Origin of the sequence: Xenorhabdus bharatensis, from assembly GCF_037996705.1 — a bacterium.
Classification (GTDB): domain Bacteria; phylum Pseudomonadota; class Gammaproteobacteria; order Enterobacterales; family Enterobacteriaceae; genus Xenorhabdus; species Xenorhabdus bharatensis.
In genome coordinates, this window is record NZ_JBBMXG010000009.1 from 48055 (window position 1) to 69246 (window position 21192).

Here is a 21192-nt window from a genome sequence, read left to right on the forward strand (position 1 = left end):
AATATTTTATCTTACCCTGTGAAAAAATATGGCATAGTGCTACCTAGACCGAAAAATATTTTGGGCACACAATATCATTCTAGAATAAGTACCATCCAAGAATAATCGAAGAGTTAATGACAAACGGAGAGCCTGATTTTCAATGAAACGTCCTGATTACCGATCCTTACAGGCGTTAGACGCCGTGATCCGCGAACGCGGCTTCGAACGTGCAGCCCAAAAGCTTTGTATTACTCAATCCGCCGTATCCCAGCGTATCAAGCAATTAGAAAACTTATTTGGTCAGCCATTATTAGTTCGAACTGTTCCGCCGCGCCCTACAGAGCAGGGACAGAAATTACTGGCCTTATTACATCAGGTGGAATTACTCGAAGCACAATGGCTCGGTGATGAGAATGGCAATGAAACCCCTCTGCTACTTTCTCTGGCTGTCAATGCCGATAGTCTCGCTACCTGGCTTTTACCCGCTCTCCATCCTGTGCTTTCGGATTTACCCATCCGGCTCAATATTCAGGTGGAAGATGAAACTCGGACACAGGAAAGCCTCAGACGCGGGGAAGTTGTGGGTGCCATCAGTATTCAGTCACAACCACTACCAAGCTGTCTGGTGGATAAACTAGGCGCTCTCGATTATCTCTTCGTCGCTTCTCCTAAATTTGCCGATCGCTTTTTCCCTAATGGAGTGACACGCTCTGCACTATTGAAAGCACCTGCGGTTGCATTTGATCATCTGGATGATATGCATCAGGCCTTTTTACAGCAGTATTTTGATTTATCACCGGGTAGTGTGCCCTGCCATATCGTTAACTCATCTGAAGCCTTTGTTCAATTAGCAAAACAAGGCACGACATGCTGTATGATCCCTCATTTACAAATTGATAGGGAATTAAAAGCAGGCGAATTAGTTGATTTAACGCCCGGATTGTACCAACGCCGTATGCTTTACTGGCATCGGTTTGCTCCGGAAAGCAGTGCGATGAGGAAAGTCACTGACGCCCTGTTAAAACTTGGGCGCCAGATGTTACGTCAGGAAGATGAGGTTAATTAACGCTGTAATTCAAAAACTGCATCAACGTGATCAGAAAACTCTATGCTTTGTGGTTCATAAGTTTCATCTGCTGAATCCCCTGCTGGTGCAGCTGCCATCTGAGTGGCCCTTAATTGCAGTCTGTTCATTGGATAAGGTACAGCTTCAGGCGGACGGTAAGTGACACTATATACAGCACCTAACTTACTGTTAAAGCCTTTTGCCAGCTCAGTTGCCTGCTGAATCGCATTTGCGATCGCTTTCTGTCTGGCTTCATTACGATATAGCTGAGGATCAGCAACACTGAACTGTACAGAATTAATTTCATTCAGTCCTGCTTTCAAAGCACCATCCAGCAGCGGATTCAGTTGATCCAATTTATGTACTTTGACTTCAACTGAGCGAGATGCGCTATACCCGATAATGGTTGATTTACCATTTTTTTGATCATATTGATATTCTGGCTGCGTCCGTATATTGGCTGCATTAATATCCTTCTTATCAATACCACTCGCCTTCAAAAAATCAAAATACTTGGCGACACGTGCATCAACTTTATGCTTGGCCTCTGTCGCGCTTTTTTGGCTCACTTTGACATGAATCATCAGAGTTGCCATATCCGGAGCTGCTTTGATTGTCGCATTACCAGAAGTCGATATATGCGGGACAGATGGTAATTCCGCCGCTGAAACAGACATACTGCCTACAGCCAGCATAACAGCAAATATCAGTGAGTTACGTTTCACTAAAACCTCCTTTCGGATATACCCAGCCTCTTTCAAGCCACTGTTAACTCGAAACAAAATGGATATACAGCAAATAAATAAGCATTTTGGTACAGCTCTAATAACCTGTAAAAGTCTAATAGGCTAGAAGATCCCAACAGACAGTAAGACAAGCAATTTTCAGAAACATTAGCACACTATTTATAAAGAATTGTTTAAATTATAAAGAATTGTTTCAGTTAATTAAAAATCTGTAATCCCTGTTTCAATAAATTCCATGCGATATACCACATCACGCATCCCACAAACAGGTTAATAATGCGTTGAGAACGCGGCTGATTAAGGATTGGAGAAAACCACGCGGCGAGTATCGCCAATGCGAAAAACCAACTAATAGAGGCAGTCACTGCACCGATGGTAAACCACGGCCTTAACTCTGCTGATAATCCTCCCCCAATGCTACCTAATACAATAAAGGTATCCAGATAAACATGGGGATTCAGCCAGGTTACTGCAAATAATGTCACAATAATCCGCCAACGGCTTTGAGCAACCACATCTTTACTGGAAAGTGTAAAATTTGCAGATAATGCGACCCGAAAAGCCCCCCATCCATACCACAACAGGAATGCAACGCCTCCCCATGTCACCGCCTGTAACAGAAACGTAGATTGCCCAAGCAGGGCACTTCCTCCAAAAATCCCCGCCATAATCAGAATAATGTCACTGATGGCACATAATGCGGCACTCATCAGATGAAATTGTTTTTTACTGCCCTGCTGCATCACAAAAACATTTTGCGGCCCAAGTGGAATGATCATTGCGGCACTGAGAAAAAAGCCCTGAATTAACGTTGAAAACATGCAAAAATTCCTAATAATTATTCAATAAAATAAGGTCTATCTGCATATTAGGCAAATACATTCATTAGTAAAAATTAATTATACTTATTCATCATTAATAAAATTAATAAAGAGTAAGCAATTAAGTAGCCCAACTGATTTTTGTCTTCTGTATATAACGGCGGTTGAGGTCATACTTCCGATGGGATGCGCTGGCGAAAGCAGCGAAGTGGCTTCACCGATAAAAATTTAAACGCAGTTTTAAGCAAACTCTGACTTGGTGTGAGTATATCTATTTCTCACACCAAGTATTTTTCACATTAATTATTTATTACATCAAAAGGTTGGATTAATTATCTGTGTTCTTCTGCAAAGCAATTTGCTGCTGATGAAGGTAAACATCCATTTGTGGGAAAGGAATGCCAATCTTGTGTTTATCTAAAGCCCGCTTGAAATTTTCCATCAGATCCCAATAAACACTCCAGGCATCACCATTGGTTGTCCATACACGTACAATAAAATTAAGTGATGAAGGTGCCATTTCATGCAATCGAATAGTTACACCTTTGTCATGCTGAATACGGTTATCGGCTTTAATAACATCACCCAATACTTTCTTAACCTCATCAATATCTGCGTCATATGCCACACCGACCATAATCTGAGTTCGACGATTCGGTTCACGACTGGTATTGATTATATTATTTGTAATAATCTTTCCATTGGGGATAACAATGATACGATCATCTGCCGTACGCAATGTTGTAGAAAAAATCTGTACCTGTACAACAGTCCCTTCCACTGATCCAATGATGACATACTCACCAACACGAAGCGGACGGAAAACAACCAGCAACACACCTGCGGCAAAATTTGATAATGAACCCTGTAATGCCAGACCAACAGCCAAACCGGCAGCACCAATAACCGCAATGACAGATGCAGTCTGGATCCCTAACCTACCGAGGACGGCAATGATAGTAAATGCGATAATGGCATAACGAATTATGGCGGATAAAAAATCAGAAATAGTCGTATCGACACCACGTAACGACATAACGCGTTTCACTGCCTTGCATGCCAACTTGGCAATAGACAGACCGACTACCAGAATTAAAATGGCAAATACGATATTCATTGCATACTGGATCAGTATTTCTTGATTATTGACCAGCCAATGTGTTGCTTTATCTATCTCACCGGACAGATTGATCTCTTCCATAAAAGCCTACCTTTTTTTGTTGGAACCTATCTACATGAACACGAAAGCGATGGAATAGAAATTATGGCAGAAAGCCGCCATGGATTGAACATAACCACTTACCCTTTATTTTTTTGCAAAACAAAGTCTCTATAATTTGCCAGCATATCGATAAAATCATCTGTACCACAAAATGCCAGACTTTCGTTATCGTAGTAACTCATTCCCTCTTCCATCTCCTCAGTATCAAACTGGAGTTGATTGGCTCTTATCATGATTTCTTCTTCATTCATTAACAGCGTGTATTCATGACCGTTCAATTGCCACTGGCGTTCACTACCTTTTATTTCTATCAGCGCTGAGGTTACTTTATCCAATATGCTCAAATCTTCTTTCACCTCCTCATTAAGCCAATGACCAATAGCTTCATGATCCATTGAAAAACGCGTTGTAACCTGACCAGTGACATCCTGCATAAATTCATATTCCATCACATACCTCCACAATTTACTTATCTCATTCACATCCGGATTTTAAACATTTCCGGTGCTTCCACCTCAGAGCCAGCCCACAAACTGACACAAAATCTGCCGCAAAAATCAGGCACAAAAAAGGGAGGCATCCGCCTCCCTTATTCACTCAGCAATATACTTTTTTACACGGCAGTTTGGAAGATAACATCATCCGCTTTTTCAGTATACTCGTTCAATTGATCAAAATTGAGGTAGCGGTATGTATCTGCAGCAGTCTCATCGACTTTCTCCATGAATTGCAGATACTCTTCCGGTGTTGGTAGACGACCCAGTAATGAAGCCACAGCAGCCAGTTCCGCAGATGCAAGATAAACATTAGCTCCTGCTCCTAAACGGTTCGGGAAGTTACGTGTGGAAGTAGAAACCACCGTAGCGCCATCAGCAACCCGAGCCTGATTACCCATACACAATGAACAACCCGGAATTTCAATACGCGCCCCACTCTTACCAAAGACACTGTAATAGCCTTCTTCGGTCAGCTGAGCGGCATCCATTTTAGTTGGCGGCGCAACCCACAAACGAGTTGGTAACTGACCTTTATGCTGATCAAGTAACTTACCCGCAGCACGGAAGTGACCAATGTTTGTCATGCAGGAGCCGATAAACACTTCATCAATTTTGCTGTTGGCAACATCAGATAACAGACGGGCATCATCCGGATCATTGGGTGCGCATAAAATAGGCTCTTTGATCTCAGCCAGATCAATCTCAATCACTGCGGCATATTCTGCATCGGCATCCGCCTCCAGTAACTGAGGATCTTGCAGCCAATTTTCCATACCAATAATACGGCGCTCCAACGTCCGGCGATCACCGTAACCTTCTGCAATCATCCATTTCAACAAAACAATATTGGATTGCAGGTATTCAATAATCGGTGATTTGTCCAGTTTTATCGTACAGCCCGCCGCAGAACGTTCGGCAGATGCATCTGCCAGTTCAAATGCCTGCTCAACTTTGAGTTCTGGCAAACCTTCAATTTCCAGAATACGACCGGAGAAAATATTTTTCTTACCTTTTTTCTCTACGGTTAATAAACCTTGCTGGATCGCATAGTAAGGAATGGCATGAACCAGATCACGCAACGTTATACCCGGTTGCATTTTCCCTTTAAAACGTACTAATACAGATTCAGGCATGTCCAACGGCATAACTCCCGTTGCCGCTGCAAATGCGACCAAGCCAGAACCCGCCGGGAAAGAAATACCAATAGGGAAACGAGTGTGGGAATCACCGCCTGTACCAACGGTATCCGGCAATAACATACGGTTCAGCCATGAGTGGATGATACCATCACCCGGGCGCAGAGATACGCCACCACGGTTCATGATGAAGTCAGGTAATGTATGATGGGTCGTCACATCAACAGGTTTTGGATAAGCTGCAGTATGGCAGAATGACTGCATGACCAGATCCGCAGAGAATCCCAGACAGGCCAAATCTTTCAATTCATCTCGGGTCATTGGCCCGGTTGTATCCTGCGAACCAACAGAGGTCATCTTCGGTTCACAATATTCTCCCGGACGGATCCCGGTAGTACCACAGGCACGGCCAACCATTTTCTGTGCCAGTGTGAAACCTCGATTACTTTTCTCAACAGTTTTTGCCTGACGGAAAACATCACTATATGGCAACCCTAAAGATTCACGGGCTTTGGTTGTCAGGCCACGACCAATAATTAATGGAATTCGGCCTCCGGCACGTACTTCGTCAATCAGTACATCCGTTTTCAGTTCAAAAGTTGACAGTACTTCATTGGTATCATGAAGACGGATCTCACCTTTATATGGGTAGATATCAATCACATCCCCCATATTTAGTTTTGATACATCAACCTCAACCGGCAATGCACCAGCATCTTCCATTGTGTTGAAGAAGATAGGAGCAATTTTTCCACCCAATACAACACCGCCGCCACGTTTATTCGGCACAAACGGGATATCTTCCCCCATAAACCACAAAACAGAGTTTGTGGCAGATTTACGGGAAGAGCCGGTACCCACAACATCCCCTACATAGGCCAGAGGATGCCCTTTTTCATTGAGTGCTTCAATTTGCTGGATTGGGCCAACAACACCAGCCTGATCAGGCACGATACCTTCACGGGCATTTTTCAGCATTGCTAACGCATGTAATGGAATATCGGGGCGTGACCACGCATCTGGTGCCGGGGAAAGGTCATCTGTATTAGTTTCACCAGTGACCTTGAAGACTGTAACAGTAATTTTTTTAGCCAGTGCCGGACGTTGCAGGAACCATTCTGCATCCGCCCATGACTGGATAATTCGTTTGGCATGTGGATTACCCGCTTTCGCTTTTTCTTCCACATCATAGAAACTGTCGAACATCAGTAACGTGTGAGACAACGCCTTAGCAGCAATAGGTGCCAGTTTTTCATCATCGAGAGCGTCAATCAGTGCATGGATATTGTACCCACCCTGCATGGTTCCCAGTAATTCAATCGCTTTTTCCGGTGTAATAAGTGGTGAAGTTGTTTCACTCTTCGAGATTGCAGCAAGAAAACCGGCTTTCACATAAGCGGCTTCATCAACACCGGGGGGAACACGGTTCGTCAACAGATCTAGCAGGAAATCTTCTTCACCTTGAGGTGGATTCTTCAGTAATTCGACCAGCGCGGCTGCTTGAGCTGCGTCTAACGGCTTAGGGACGATGCCTTGCTCTGCACGTTCGGCTACGTGCCTACGGTATTCTTCTAGCACGACTAACTCCTCACTCTCATTGTCTTTTATATGCCCGGCTGTCTGCACCCGGTAACGATCACCATTAAATAACCATCAGGGATACCAGGCCAGAGGATTTGCTCACATAACATCAAAATTATGCCTAGCTTCGGGCAATTAGCATACCAAAATTTGAATGGCATGTTAATTCATTCACATAAAATCAACATATAACCATGATAAAATTCTGTACAAATATTAAGATAAAGGGTATTAAAGCATCAAATGCTATTTGTTGCTATTTCCACCTGAAAATACCTTAGTATCGTTTGAACTCTTACGGGACAGTTCCCCCATAGGCCAATATTGATATACACAATGGATTTCAAAATGCGTCGCGGCGGCAAGGCAAGAGAGTGCGTTTCTGGGAGCATAGATAACTATGACTAGAATGAACGAGCGCAGCCAACAAAGAGGCAACGTGTATATCATATAATGGGAGATCGTTATGTTTAATAAAGAAAAACTTGAGACCACAAGAATGAAAGAAGTTTTTTACCCTGAATATCAAGCTCTAATTACCGAAGTTAATCTATCTAGTATGGTTTTTGCTCTTAATCAAATTAGGCAAGCAGAATCCAGTTGGGGATACGAATTTGCGAAGGAGGCAATATTTAGAATTGGACATCACAGAACATTTACAAAGACATATAATTCCATGACAAGAGTTTTCAACTCCACAAATGTCACTGGGGGCTTAGATAACTATCACCATTTTATTTGTTCGGTTATTTGTTCGGATGGGCAAAAATCGGATGGGCAAAAATCGGATGGGCAAAAATATGTTGGAATTATCATATTGAGATTTGCCCCACGTAATACGACTGATAATGCTCCTCAGATAGCATATATATTAACCTATCCTAATGGGTATGGTTATGGCAGCTTACTTGTCCAACATGCGGTCAATATATCTCTTGATGCGGGTTACGATGGTAAATTAGACGTTAATTCAGAACCTGATGCGGAAATGTTTTACCAAAAATTAGGCTTTGAAAAACCTAAGCCCATCTTGGGGCTGATAAACATGCAGTTAACTCCAGCTGATAGTGACAAGTGGCGTAAAACTGACGATGGCTTTCAGCCCTCAAAATCCCGTCACCCATTAAATTCAAACTGGAGATGCAACATACTGTAAATTTAAAATACATTATTTCTTTTTCTTTGCCTTAGGGTTTGGCAAGTCAGTATATAAATCAATTATATTTAATTAACTAAAATCGGAAACATTATGAAAATAAGAACATTATTTAATAATACATTATCGAGATTTAACTTAATTGAATCATCTAAAGAAAAATATCTGAGAAGGTTTAAAACGGTTATTAAGAAGGTAAGTAAACAAGAAATGTTTACTGCACTTGGATATATGAAAGCAAATACTTTTGATTGGTATCAAGAATACAACTCCACCGAATACCCAGAACAACATTCTCAGAGACAGCATTCTTTCATGTCTGTATATAAAGAAATAGAAAAAATATATCAAGACACCTCTAAGGAAAACTTGACCAGGCATCATCTTTATTTTGTTTGTTCAGTGCAAAATATTCCGATTGGCATTATGATTTTTTCTCCGGCTTCTGTTGATCAAGGTGCAGATACAATAGGATACCTGCTTACGCATCCCGGTAATCATGGGTGTGGAAGTCTACTGGTTGAAAAAGCCGTCGAATTATCATCCGAGGGAGAAATATGGGTGAAAGCTAAACCTTATTCTATTCCTTTTTACAAAAATTTGGGGTTTGAACAATATGGTTTTAATGATTTTGAATTAACATCAATGAGATTAGTTTTTTCTGACAGCGAAAAATGGGTATATATAAATAATAAATTTCGCTTGAAAAAATATATTTAATATTATTCCATAATAATTAATCACCTCTCCTATTAAACATGGATGAATATTTTCACTCTAGCTATTAGAGCGTTAAAAAAATCAAGTTTTATTTAACTTCCGCTCATCATTAAATAATTAATGAATTTAATTAAAAATTCACGAAAAAATAAATAATAAGCGGCTTCCATTATAGAAACCGCTTACAATCACTGCAAAAACAATGCAAAATCTAATGCATTATTTCTTTTTCTTTGCCTTAGGGTTTGGCAAGTCAGTGATGCTGCCTTCGTACATTTCAGCAGCCATACCGATTGATTCGTACAGAGTCGGGTGAGCGTGAACAGTCAGAGCGATATCTTCTGCATCACAACCCATCTCGATAGCCAGACCGATTTCACCCAGCAGTTCGCCACCGTTAGTACCAACAATAGCACCACCGATAATACGGTTGCTTTCTTTATCGAAAATCAGTTTAGTCATACCATCTGAACAATCAGATGCGATTGCACGACCAGAAGCAGCCCATGGGAAAGTTGCAGTTTCGTAACTGATGCCTTTCTCTTTCGCTTCTTTCTCAGTCAGACCAACCCATGCAACTTCTGGCTCAGTGTAAGCAATGGATGGGATCACTTTTGGATCGAAGTAATGTTTCTTACCGGAGATAACTTCGGCAGCAACATGGCCTTCATGAACGCCTTTGTGTGCCAGCATTGGCTGACCAACGATATCACCGATAGCGAAGATATGAGGTACGTTAGTACGCATTTGCTTATCAACATTGATAAAGCCACGCTCATCAACAGCAACACCTGCTTGACCCGCATCGATCAGTTTACCGTTTGGTACACGGCCGATAGCAACCAGAACCGCGTCATAGCGCTGAGGTTCTGCCGGTGCTTTTTTACCTTCCATTGTCACGTAGATACCATCTTCTTTGGCTTCTACAGCAGTCACTTTGGTTTCCAGCATCAGATTGAATTTCTTGCTGACACGCTTAGTGAATACTTTAACAACGTCTTTGTCCGCAGCAGGGATAACCTGATCGAACATTTCAACCACGTCAATCTGAGAACCCAGAGCGTGATAAACAGTGCCCATTTCCAGACCGATGATACCGCCGCCCATAACCAGCATGCGTCCCGGAACTGTTTTCAGCTCCAGTGCATCAGTAGAATCCCATACGCGAGGGTCATCATGCGGAATGAATGGCAGCTGAATTGGGCGTGAACCCGCTGCAATAATGGCATTATCAAAATTAATCGTTGTTGCGCCATTTTCGCCTTCAACTACCAGAGTGTTAGCACCTGTGAATTTACCAACACCGTTAACAACGTTAACTTTACGGCCCTTAGCCATACCGCCCAGACCACCTGTCAACTGGGAAATAACTTTTTCTTTCCAGAGACGGATTTTATCGATATCAGTTTGTGGCTCACCAAACACGATACCGTGTTGTGCCAGCGCTTTTGCTTCTTCAATGACTTTAGCAACGTGAAGCAATGCTTTAGATGGGATACAACCAACGTTAAGGCAAACACCACCCAGAGTAGAGTAGCGCTCAACCAGAACGGTATCCAAACCTAAGTCTGCACAACGAAAAGCAGCAGAATACCCTGCTGGGCCTGCTCCAAGCACCACTACCTGGGCTTTAATTTCAGTACTCATCATGACCTCTTAATTGTTTGTCCGGCGGGTCAGACGAAAAAAAACCATATTCCACCGGGACGTACACACCGCGAGCAGTTTACAGAATTGTAAATAACCTGAAAAGCGCGTTAACGTGACGGAAATCTCAACCTGCCAGATACAAGTATAAAATTTCCATCACTGTCGTAATTATTAGGCCGGCTATTCACCGGCCTTTGCATTACATCACCAGACGGCGAATATCGCTCATCAACTGATTAATATAAGTGATGAAACGAGCACCATCAGCTCCATCGATCACTCGGTGGTCGAAAGACAGAGACATAGGCAGGATCAGACGAGGAACGAATTCCTTGCCATTCCAGACCGGCTTCATGGAAGAACGGGACAGGCCCATAATCGCAACTTCTGGCGCGTTCACGATTGGTGCAAAGCCGGTTGTACCGATACCACCCAGGCTGGAAATGGTGAAGCAGCCGCCCTGCATGTCGGAAGCAGTCAGTTTACCAGCACGAGCTTTCTTAGATACTTCCGCCAGTTCTCTTGACAGTTCCATGATGCCTTTTTTGTTAACATCTTTGAATACAGGAACAACCAGACCGTTAGGCGTATCAACCGCAATACCGATGTTGACGTATTTTTTCAGGATCAGCTTTTGGCCATCTTCAGAGATAGAGCTGTTAAAGCGAGGCATTGCTTCCAGTGCTTTCGCAGCCGCTTTCATTACGAATACCAGCGGAGTGATTTTCACGCCCAGCTGTTTCTTCTCTGCTTCTTTGTTCTGCTGTTTACGGAATTCTTCAACTTCAGTGATATCCGCTTCATCGAACAGGTTAACATGAGGGATCATTACCCAGTTACGGCTCAGGTTTGCACCGGAGATTTTCTGGATACGGCTCATTTCAACTTCTTCGATTTCACCAAACTTGCTGAAATCAACTTTCGGCCAAGGCAGCATACCAGGTAAGCCGCCACCCGCAGCCGCTGGTGCCGCTTCAGCGCGTTTGATCGCATCTTTAACGTAAGCCTGAACGTCTTCGCGCAGGATACGGCCTTTACGACCAGTACCTTTAACTTTAGCCAGGTTTACACCGAATTCACGAGCCAGACGGCGGATAACCGGAGTTGCATGAACGTAAGCGTCATTTTCTGCAAACTCATTTTTGCCTTCTGCTGGCTTAGCCGCAGCCGGAGCTGGTGCTGCTTTCGCTGGTGCAGCCGCAGGAGCCGGAGCCGCTACAGGTGCAGCCACAGGCGCTGCGCCTGCAACTTCAAATACCATGATCAGAGAGCCGGTTTTCACTTTATCGCCAACCGCGATTTTAATCTCTTTCACAGTACCTGCAAATGGCGCAGGGACTTCCATGGAAGCCTTGTCACCTTCAACAGTGATCAGTGACTGCTCTTCCGCAATGGTGTCACCCACTTTAACCATGATTTCGGTAACTTCAACTTCATCACCACCGATATCCGGTACATTAACTTCTTTTGCCGCAGATGCTGCGGGCGCTGCTGCCGGAGCAGGAGCTGCTGCCGGAGCTGGCGCTGAACCAGAACCTGCAACTTCAAATACCATGATCAGAGAGCCGGTTTTCACTTTATCGCCAACCGCGATTTTGATCTCTTTCACAGTACCTGAGAATGGCGCAGGGACTTCCATGGAAGCCTTGTCACCTTCAACAGTCAGCAGAGATTGCTCTTCAGTGATGGTATCACCGACTTTTACCATGATTTCGGTAACTTCAACTTCATCACCACCAATATCCGGTACAGCAACTTCTTTGCTTTCAGCTGCAACAGGTGCTGCTACTGGAGCTGCTTCCTGCTGTGCCGGTGCAGCTTCTGCTGCACCTGTTGCGGATTCAAAGATCATAATCAGTTTGCCGGTTTCAACTTTGTCACCAACTGTAACTTTGATCTCTTTAACCACACCCGCCTGTGGAGAAGGAACTTCCATAGAAGCCTTATCACCTTCAACAGTGATCAGTGACTGTTCTACTTCTACTGTGTCACCAACTTTCACCAGAATCTCGGTAACTTCAACTTCATCTGCACCAATATCAGGCACGTTAATTTCGATAGACATTAATCTTTACCTCTTATGCCAGACGTGGGTTAACTTTTTCTGGGTTGATGCTGTATTTCTTGATGGCTTCTTCAACCACTTTCACATCAACTTCGCCACGTTTGGCCAATTCACCCAGAGCAGCAACAACCACGTAAGAAGCATCAACTTCAAAGTGGTGGCGCAGGTTTTCACGGCTGTCAGAACGACCGAAGCCGTCAGTACCCAGTACGCGGAATTCGCTTGCTGGTACAAAGTTACGAACCTGCTCAGCAAACAGCTTCATGTAATCGGTAGAAGCAACTGCTGGTGCTTCATTCATGATCTGAGCGATATAAGGAACGCGTGGTTCTTCTGATGGGTGCAGCATGTTCCAACGCTCACAATCCTGACCATCACGAGCCAGTTCAGTGAAGGAAGTTACGCTGTAAACGTCAGAAGCAACACCGTACTCGTCAGACAGGATCTTAGCTGCTTCACGAACGTGACGCAGGATAGAACCGGAGCCCAGCAACTGAACTTTACCTTTCGCGCCTTCCATGCTTTCCAGTTTATAGATACCTTTACGGATACCTTCTTCAGCACCTTCCGGCATTGCTGGCATGTGGTAGTTTTCGTTCAGAGTGGTGATGTAGTAATAGATGTTCTCTTGTTTCTCACCATACATACGCTCCAGACCGTCATGCATGATAACAGCCACTTCATAAGCGAACGCTGGATCATAAGAGATACAGTTAGGAATAGTCAGAGACTGAATATGGCTGTGACCATCTTCGTGTTGCAGACCTTCACCGTTCAGAGTCGTACGACCGGAAGTACCACCAACCAGGAAGCCGCGAGCCTGCTGATCGCCAGCAGCCCAGCACAGATCACCGATACGCTGGAATCCGAACATGGAGTAGTAGATGTAGAATGGGATCATCGGCAGGTTATTGGTGCTGTAAGAAGTTGCAGCCGCCAGCCAAGATGATGCAGCACCCAGTTCGTTGATACCTTCCTGCAGGATCTGACCTTTAGCGTCTTCTTTATAGTATGCAACCTGCTCACGGTCCTGCGGAGTATACTGCTGACCATTCGGGCTGTAGATACCGATCTGACGGAACAGACCTTCCATACCGAAAGTACGTGCTTCGTCAGCAATGATTGGAACCAGACGATCTTTGATAGACTTGTTCTTCAGCATTACGTTCAGGGCACGAACGAAAGCGATAGTGGTAGAAATTTCTTTGGATTGCTCTTCCAGCAGAGAATTGAACTCTTCCAGTGCTGGGATTTCCAGTTTGTCGTCGAAGTTAACACGACGGCTTGGCAGGTAACCACCCAGTGCATTACGACGCTCATGCAGATATTTAGCTTCTTCTGAGTCTTTGTCGAAAGTCACGTATTGCAGGTTTTCAACTTGCTCATCAGATGCAGGCACGTTGAAACGATCACGGAACTGGCGAACGCCTTCCATGTTCATTTTCTTAACCTGGTGAGCAATGTTTTTACCTTCAGCGGTATCACCCATGCCGTAACCTTTAACGGTCTGAGCCAGGATTACAGTTGGTTGGCCTTTAGTTTCCTGCGCTTTATTCAGTGCAGCGTAAACTTTCTTAGGATCATGACCACCACGGTTCAGAGCCCAAATCTCGTCATCAGTCATATCTTTGACCAATTCCGCAGTTTCTGGGTAACGACCGAAGAAGTGTTTACGGACATAAGCACCATCTTTAGACTTGAATGTCTGATAGTCGCCGTCCAGAGTTTCGTTCATCAGCTGAACCAGTTTACCGCTGGTATCTTTACGCAGCAGTGCATCCCAACGCTCACCCCACAGGACTTTCAGTACCTGCCAGCCAGCGCCTGCGAAGATGCCTTCCAGTTCGTTAACAATTTTACCGTTACCGGTTACCGGGCCATCCAGACGCTGTAAGTTACAGTTGATGATAAATACCAGGTTATCCAATTTTTCACGGGTTGCGATAGTGATCGCACCTTTGGATTCTGGCTCATCCATCTCACCGTCGCCCAGGAAAGCATAAACGGTTTGTTTAGAAGTATCTTTCAGACCACGGTTTTCCAGATACTTCAGGAATTTAGCCTGATAAATTGCAGAGATTGGGCCCAGACCCATTGAAACAGTCGGGAACTGCCAGAAGTCAGGCATCAGTTTAGGGTGCGGATAAGAAGACAGACCGTTACCACCGATTTCCTGACGGAAGTTGTTCATCTGCTCTTCAGTCAGACGACCTTCAAGGAATGCACGAGCATAAACGCCCGGAGAAATGTGGCCCTGGAAGTAAACCAAATCGCCGCCATCATTGTCATTACGAGCGCGGAAGAAATGGTTAAAACAAACTTCATAAACAGTAGCGGAAGACTGGAATGAAGCCATGTGACCGCCCAGCTCCAAATCTTTCTTGGATGCACGCAGAACAGTCATGATGGCATTCCAGCGAATTGCAGAACGAATGCGGCGCTCCAAATCCAGATTACCAGGGTAAGCCGGCTCATCCTCAACCGGAATAGTGTTGATGTAATCACGGCTTGCAGTACCAGCTGCTACACTAACGCCACCTTTACGTGCTTCGTTCAAAACCTGATCGATCAGGAATTGAGCGCGTTCAACACCTTCTTCACGGATGACCGATTCGATCGCCTGTAACCAGTCGCGAGTTTCGATCGGATCCACGTCATTTTTCAAAATATCTGACATGGTGTGTTCCTTATCTGTTATCTATTTCTAATGGTTGTTTTGGAGCCTATCTTCTGGTCATACCTTTTGACATTCAGTCAGTCATGACCGGAAGATAGGCCCTGCTATATGTTGCCGCTAAAACTCTTCAAAAAGAGCATAACGACTGTACAGACGCAGCAGCCAGGATCTGCACAGTCAATTTAGGACCTACCCCATTTGGGAGTTGTTTTAATCCATGACGCCCCGGAGGATAGGCTCTTATTCCTGATGTTGTTGGAGCCTTCTCAGTGAGCGTTCACGACGGGTATGCTCACGAGTCAGATCCAATAAAACTTCTTCAATGAAAGACAAATGACGATGTGAAGCTTCACGGGCTTTTTCCGGTTCTTTCGCCATTATTGCGTGAAAAATCGCTGCCCTATGGTCACTCACTGCCGCAAGCATTTCTTTACGGGTATAAATGAACTCGAAATTGCGCCGGATATTCTGTTCCAGCATCGGGATCATACAACGCAGTAAATGCAGCAAAACCACATTATGTGCTGCTTCTGTGACAATAAGTTGATATTGCAGAACTGCATCAGATTCCGCACCAATATCCCCGCTTTGCTGTGCTTCCTGAATCGCGAGATGGCTTTCCTTAATGCGTTTAAAATCTTCATCTGTTCCTCTGAGCGCCGCATAATAAGCTGCAATACCTTCCAGCGCATGACGGGCTTCGAGGAGATCAAATTGTGATTCCTGATTCTCTGCAATAAGTTGGGCGAGCGGGTCACTGAAACTTTGCCAGAGATTATTCTGTACAAAAGTTCCTCCACCCTGACGACGGAAAAGAAACCCTTTGGCTTCTAGTTTTTGAATGGCTTCGCGCAATGAAGGACGTGATACCTCGAACTGCTTCGCCAGCTCACGCTCAGGCGGCAGCTTTTCCCCGGGGCGCAACGAGCCTTCGAGAATGAGGTTTTCCAGACGCTGCTCAATCACATCTGATAATTTTGGTTGGCGAATTTTGCTATAAGCCATATCTGCTGTAAGCCATTCAGTAAGTAAGTGTTACTTTGAACTATTTATGGTTGAACTATACCCCTATACCCTGTTTAACAGAGTATTCAGACTAACCTTCAGTTTATCGACCTCATTCAATTAACCTCGTTTAGCTGGGATTTAGTCAATTGGTATTACCAATTTAGAATACAGGCCATAAAGTAACAAAGTATTCACTAGCTGTCTATAAAGACCTTGGGCTAAATCATAAAAACCTGCAAATTTTAACAAATTATTTTAATTTTTATCAGAAAATTATAACCAAATGGGATTTTTAGTCAGTAAAACAGGTTAGAGTGGTAAAGATACAGATTAAATTCATTAGCCATTGTTATAATTCATTTAATATATTGAATCTTTTGTTTATTTATTATTTAAATTTATACATTACTATTTAACTTACACATATAGTGAACAAATTAAGGGTTATAGCACTTGTTACTGATTATGACAGCACCATAGTTATGTTATTAACAAAACTAATTTAAAATAGGAAATCACAAACATAAATTAAGTATTTCACTGTGTAGCTAATCTACCGGATAGATTTCATACTGAATCGTTCTATTACAGTTACAGACAAGACAACAGTGGCAAACCAATGCAGTGGCAACAATAAGTAGCTAAAAACACATATAAAAAGTATTAAATACACCCTCCCCCGCCTCAGGAATAACAAAAATGTTATGGACATCTCTTAAGTGGTTAATTTAAAAGCCAACTCAGGGAATATTTAACGTTTCAGGATGAATATATACCCAATAGATTTTGAGTTGAGCTCCGTCGGAAAAAGAATAGTTTATCAGTAACATAGAGAATTATGTATATGTAACTGGAAAACCCAGCCAACGCAGAAACTACTCTAAAGATTAAGGGTATACTCAGGCTAATTTGATATATACCAACATATTTCAAGTTGTCTAACTGGGGTCAATGATGCCGATTGACAATATCACCAGCCAAAAGCTACAACCTGAAAAAATGAACGGTATAAAAATCTTTTTAAAGTAATTCCCGCCAGATGTCATATATAGACATAGGCGGGAATTTTTTATGCTAACGCTCCATAAATCGTCAACAGTGCGACAATAATCACAATCGTGAATGTTGCCTTTTTCGCAATTTTTACCGCAGCAAGGGGACTATTCAAAAGATCTAAATGAGGTTCCTTGCTCAATGCAAATTGAGCCAATTGGCTGACCACTTTATATTGTGATGTCCGCAAATCACTGAGTGATGCGATCCAGGCCGGTAACGCTTTTTCCCCATGCCCTAGCAAAGCATAAGCAATACCTGCCAAACGTGCTGGTATCCAATCCAAACAGTTTAATAGCGCATCAACCCCAGATTGAGCACGTTGCACAGAAGTTCTGCATTGCGCCAACCATCGCTGATAAGCCCTCAGAAAACAGTATCCCATTAAAATTGCCGGGCCAAACTCACCCATAACAACTAACCAGAAAATCGGGGCAAGATAATAGCGGAAGTTTATCCAGATCAATGCGTTCTGTATTTCACGCAAGCGGTCATCTTTTGTCATCTCAGGCGGAGTCTGTTGCCCTACGAGTAAATTTGTAAGATGAATATTCTGTTGCTCTAAATCACCAATACGTACAGAGCGGAGATATTCACGATAACTATGACGTAAAGAGCCGGCACCAATACATAACAAACTAATCATGATGCATAACAGGATCGCAGGGATACCAAAAGCAACAACACTCAGTACATCAATAATTTTCCAAGTCAAAAAAGCGACCACAAATGCCATCACTAAACTGACCCACAGTGAATACACTTTTACTCTGGCAAAAAAAGGAGACAGATAATGTTCTAACTGCCAATGGTCTCCCATCTTAAAAATGCGTTCCCATGCCAGTATTAACAATAGAATAAAGAGAGTCATCCAACTCACTCCTTTAATAGCTGCCGATAATGTTCCCAGTAAAAATAAGGCCCTGGATCAGTTTTCCTGCCCGGAGCGATATCACTGTGACCTGTAATATTATTACGGATATCAGGATAATGGCTGATAAGCAATTCAGTCACTTCCGCCAGCTTAGTGTACTGAATTTCGGTAAATGGCTCGTAGTCTGTGCCTTCTAACTCAATGCCTATTGAAAAATCATTGCACGTTTCCCGATCACAGTAGCAAGAAACCCCTGCATGCCAGGCTCTTTTGTCGAAAGGTACATATTGCACAACTTCACCGTCACGACGAATCAAACAGTGTGCAGAAACCCTCAACCCTTTTATTTCCCCAAAGAAAGGGTCTTCATTCGGATCCAACGTTCCCATAAATAGCTGATCAATATACGGCCCGCCAAACTTACCGGGCGGTAAGCTAATGTTATGTATAACCAATAATGATGGTATTTCCCCGGATGGGCGCAGATCATAATGCGGTGAAATAACCTTTCTGGCATTAACAATCCACCCTTCATGTAACCTCATACCCTTGATTCCTCCATCTTTCAAAACCTATTGAGTATATACCCTATGAATTTCAAGATGCAGCCAAAGTGTAACAGGTTGGATTTTTCAATCGAGGAGTATTTTTGTTCATGTTTTCATTTGCGAGCAGGCTCGAAAACTTCCCAGTATAAAATGTAATTAATAATTATTTTCTTTGAATCACTTCCATAAATTTCATTTATCTTATTTTATTTTTTAAGAAAACATTCATGCTAACTGGCATCAGAAAGTCATACATAGCATGCTTCTATTTTAAAAAAATAACGAAGCCATGTAATCATCAAATAAAAAATCAAAATGAGGAAAAAATAATATGAATCAACAGGGATTTACATTAATGGAAGTCATGGTGGTAATGGCTATAGTGTCTATCCTCGGTGCGATTGGCATTCCTAGTTATCAGGGATATATCCAAAAGGCAGCACTGACTGATATGCTACAGGCTATTGTTCCTTATAAATCTGGTATTGATATTTGTCATTTTGAAACAGGAAATTACAAAGAGTGCAGTTCTGGGCAAAAATCAATTCCATCAGGGTTTAATAGCCATTACATCAATACAATTACAGTAAAAGAAGGAGAAGTAAATATCATTGGCCAGAAAAACCTCAGCGGCCTGAATATTACCTTAAAACCAGATCAAAATATCAAAACAGGTATGACTCACTGGCAAGTCATGTGCCATTCTGAAAATGAATCGCTAAAAATAAAATGCCAGGAAACATTCAAGTTTTAACCAATTGAAAATATTGCCATTTAAATTATAGCACTCCACTAAAAGTGGAAATTGCCTTATATGTAAAAACTAGCTTCTCATTTTAAAACCAAAGGAACATATTAAATGAAAAACATGGAGAGCATTTCAATGGAAAAAGAAATTAATGACCTATGCCAGAAACATCAGGCAATTATTATAAAAAGAAATAGTTATTCTATCACTATTGCCTGTAGCCAATCACCTAATGAAGAATTCATTACTGCATTACGTTTTATTTCTGGTGCAATAATTGATTTTAATATTTGGCCAAAAGCCAAAATAGAATCCATGTTGACACAAAAACACATACTACCTCCCTATGCAGAAAATTATTGCTCAGAAAGTAGCGAAACAGAAACCTATCGGATAGAAAATTTCACCACTCAAGATAACAATTATAATGAAAAACAATTGAATGAAAGCAATTCAGAAGATATTGACACTCCGGTTATTCAATTAATTAATCAAACAATATCTATCTCTATACAAAAAAGAGCATCAGATATTCACTTTGAACCTTTACGAAACAGCTATCAAATACGTATTAGGGTTGATGGTTCATTGCATTTTATGCCACCACCTCCTCCCCAAATGAATACAGGCATTCCTGCTCGTTTAAAAATTATGGCGAAACTCAATATTGCCGAAAAACGTCAGCCACAAGATGGGCAATTTGACTGGAATGATAATAAAAACCGTTATGCAATACGTATCTCAACATTACCCACCCTGTATGGAGAAAAAATTGTTCTACGTATTCTCAGCACCATACAACAACTATCATTGGAACAACTTGGCCTGTCTGAATCTCAGCTACAGCTTTTAATTCAGAAACTTCACGTACCACAGGGAATGATTGTCGTAACCGGCCCGACAGGAAGTGGGAAAACTGTCACGTTATACAGTTGCCTGAAATATCTAAATCAAACTCAGAAAAACATCTGTAGCGTTGAAGATCCAATAGAAATCCCCTTACAAGGCATTAATCAAACACAAATCAATAATAAAATAGGGCTAGACTTTGCTAAAGTTTTACGGGCATTACTCCGACAGGATCCCGATATCATCATGGTTGGTGAGATTCGTGATAATGAAACGGCTGAAATATCGATGAAGTCGGCTCAAACGGGCCACTTGGTTTTATCCACCCTACATACCAATTCGACGATAGATACCTTATCACGCCTCCAACATCTTGGGATTTCAGGTTATACAACCGCCTCATGTGTTAAATTAATTATTGCTCAGAGATTAGTCCGTAAGCTTTGCCCTCATTGCCGTCAACCTGCAAAAGAACCTGAGTTCATACATACTGAAGATAATGATAAAAAACAAAGTATAGAAGTAAAAAAATGGGTAGCAGTCGGCTGTGAGCACTGCTTCTCTGGCTATTATGGCAGGACAGCCATCTATGAATTTCTCGAAATAAAACCTGAAGTTCAACAGGCTTTATCAGCACACCCTTCTGACAAAACACCCTGCTTACCAACCCTGCAACAAAAAGCTACGCTTTTATCTGCTGGGTTAACATTAGTCGGGCAAGGTATAACAACTCTAGAAGAGATTTATCAGATTTTAGGCCAAGAATTATAATCAATAAATACCCATATAGAAG

At 42.6% G+C, this 21192-nt stretch carries 16 protein-coding genes; 5 read left to right on the plus strand and 11 right to left on the minus strand.

Annotated elements, in window-relative coordinates:
• Positions 1-142 precede the first annotated feature (142 nt).
• Positions 143-1048: a LysR family transcriptional regulator ArgP gene (locus AAC855_RS10185; protein ID WP_340609437.1), complete on the plus strand. Its 906-nt coding sequence runs from the start codon at positions 143-145 to the stop codon at positions 1046-1048.
• Here AAC855_RS10185 and AAC855_RS10190 read toward each other — a convergent pair.
• From AAC855_RS10190 to acnB, 5 genes are all read right to left on the minus strand, one after another.
• Complete coding sequence (locus AAC855_RS10190; RefSeq protein WP_340609438.1) at positions 1045-1773, minus strand: oxidative stress defense protein; 729 nt, start codon at positions 1771-1773, stop codon at positions 1045-1047. The two genes, AAC855_RS10185 and AAC855_RS10190, sit on opposite strands and share 4 nt — an antisense overlap.
• 218 nt (positions 1774-1991) lie before the next feature.
• Positions 1992-2615, minus strand: coding sequence for an arginine exporter ArgO (gene argO, locus AAC855_RS10195; RefSeq protein ID WP_340609439.1), 624 nt, complete (start codon positions 2613-2615; stop codon positions 1992-1994).
• Positions 2616-2943: 328 nt separating this feature from the next.
• Positions 2944-3816, minus strand: coding sequence for a small-conductance mechanosensitive channel MscS (mscS, locus tag AAC855_RS10200; RefSeq protein ID WP_340609440.1), 873 nt, complete (start codon positions 3814-3816; stop codon positions 2944-2946).
• A gap of 98 nt (positions 3817-3914) precedes the next feature.
• Positions 3915-4286 (minus strand): YacL family protein, encoded by a 372-nt coding sequence (locus AAC855_RS10205; RefSeq protein ID WP_340609441.1) that lies wholly within the window; start codon positions 4284-4286, stop codon positions 3915-3917.
• Between the two features lie 164 nt (positions 4287-4450).
• Entirely contained in the window at positions 4451-7048 is a 2598-nt protein-coding gene (gene acnB, locus AAC855_RS10210; protein WP_340609442.1) for a bifunctional aconitate hydratase 2/2-methylisocitrate dehydratase, read from the minus strand.
• A gap of 469 nt (positions 7049-7517) precedes the next feature.
• On the opposite strand from acnB, the gene AAC855_RS10215 reads away from it, so the two are divergent.
• Both AAC855_RS10215 and AAC855_RS10220 read left to right on the plus strand, forming a co-directional pair.
• Positions 7518-8207 carry a GNAT family N-acetyltransferase gene (locus AAC855_RS10215; protein ID WP_340609443.1) on the plus strand — a complete coding sequence of 230 codons (690 nt, stop codon included), beginning with the start codon at positions 7518-7520 and terminating at the stop codon, positions 8205-8207.
• Positions 8208-8300: 93 nt separating this feature from the next.
• Positions 8301-8927, plus strand: coding sequence for a GNAT family N-acetyltransferase (locus AAC855_RS10220; RefSeq protein WP_340609444.1), 627 nt, complete (start codon positions 8301-8303; stop codon positions 8925-8927).
• A 219-nt stretch (positions 8928-9146) separates the two neighbouring features.
• Here AAC855_RS10220 and lpdA read toward each other — a convergent pair whose 3' ends face one another.
• The 6 genes from lpdA to ampD form a co-directional block, all read right to left on the minus strand.
• Positions 9147-10574, minus strand: coding sequence for a dihydrolipoyl dehydrogenase (lpdA, locus tag AAC855_RS10225; protein ID WP_086955916.1), 1428 nt, complete (start codon positions 10572-10574; stop codon positions 9147-9149).
• Between the two features lie 202 nt (positions 10575-10776).
• Positions 10777-12642, minus strand: a complete 1866-nt coding sequence (aceF, locus tag AAC855_RS10230) for a pyruvate dehydrogenase complex dihydrolipoyllysine-residue acetyltransferase (protein ID WP_340609445.1) — start codon at positions 12640-12642, stop codon at positions 10777-10779.
• Positions 12643-12655: 13 nt separating this feature from the next.
• Positions 12656-15319 carry a pyruvate dehydrogenase (acetyl-transferring), homodimeric type gene (gene aceE / locus AAC855_RS10235; protein ID WP_099125297.1) on the minus strand — a complete coding sequence of 888 codons (2664 nt, stop codon included), beginning with the start codon at positions 15317-15319 and terminating at the stop codon, positions 12656-12658.
• 240 nt (positions 15320-15559) lie between these two features.
• On the minus strand, positions 15560-16324 hold the full coding sequence (pdhR, locus tag AAC855_RS10240; protein ID WP_099111401.1) for a pyruvate dehydrogenase complex transcriptional repressor PdhR: 765 nt from the start codon (positions 16322-16324) through the stop codon (positions 15560-15562).
• 1072 nt (positions 16325-17396) lie between these two features.
• Positions 17397-18251 carry a beta-lactamase regulator AmpE gene (gene ampE, locus AAC855_RS10245; RefSeq protein WP_340609446.1) on the minus strand — a complete coding sequence of 285 codons (855 nt, stop codon included), beginning with the start codon at positions 18249-18251 and terminating at the stop codon, positions 17397-17399.
• Between the two features lie 5 nt (positions 18252-18256).
• Positions 18257-18799: a 1,6-anhydro-N-acetylmuramyl-L-alanine amidase AmpD gene (ampD, locus tag AAC855_RS10250; protein WP_340609447.1), complete on the minus strand. Its 543-nt coding sequence runs from the start codon at positions 18797-18799 to the stop codon at positions 18257-18259.
• A 334-nt stretch (positions 18800-19133) separates the two neighbouring features.
• On the opposite strand from ampD, the gene ppdD reads away from it, so the two are divergent.
• Together ppdD and gspE are read left to right on the plus strand one after the other, a co-directional pair.
• Positions 19134-19556 (plus strand): prepilin peptidase-dependent pilin, encoded by a 423-nt coding sequence (gene ppdD, locus AAC855_RS10255; protein ID WP_340609448.1) that lies wholly within the window; start codon positions 19134-19136, stop codon positions 19554-19556.
• Positions 19557-19661: 105 nt separating this feature from the next.
• Positions 19662-21170 carry a type II secretion system protein GspE gene (gspE, locus tag AAC855_RS10260; RefSeq protein ID WP_340609449.1) on the plus strand — a complete coding sequence of 503 codons (1509 nt, stop codon included), beginning with the start codon at positions 19662-19664 and terminating at the stop codon, positions 21168-21170.
• The last annotated feature ends 22 nt before the right edge of the window (positions 21171-21192 follow it).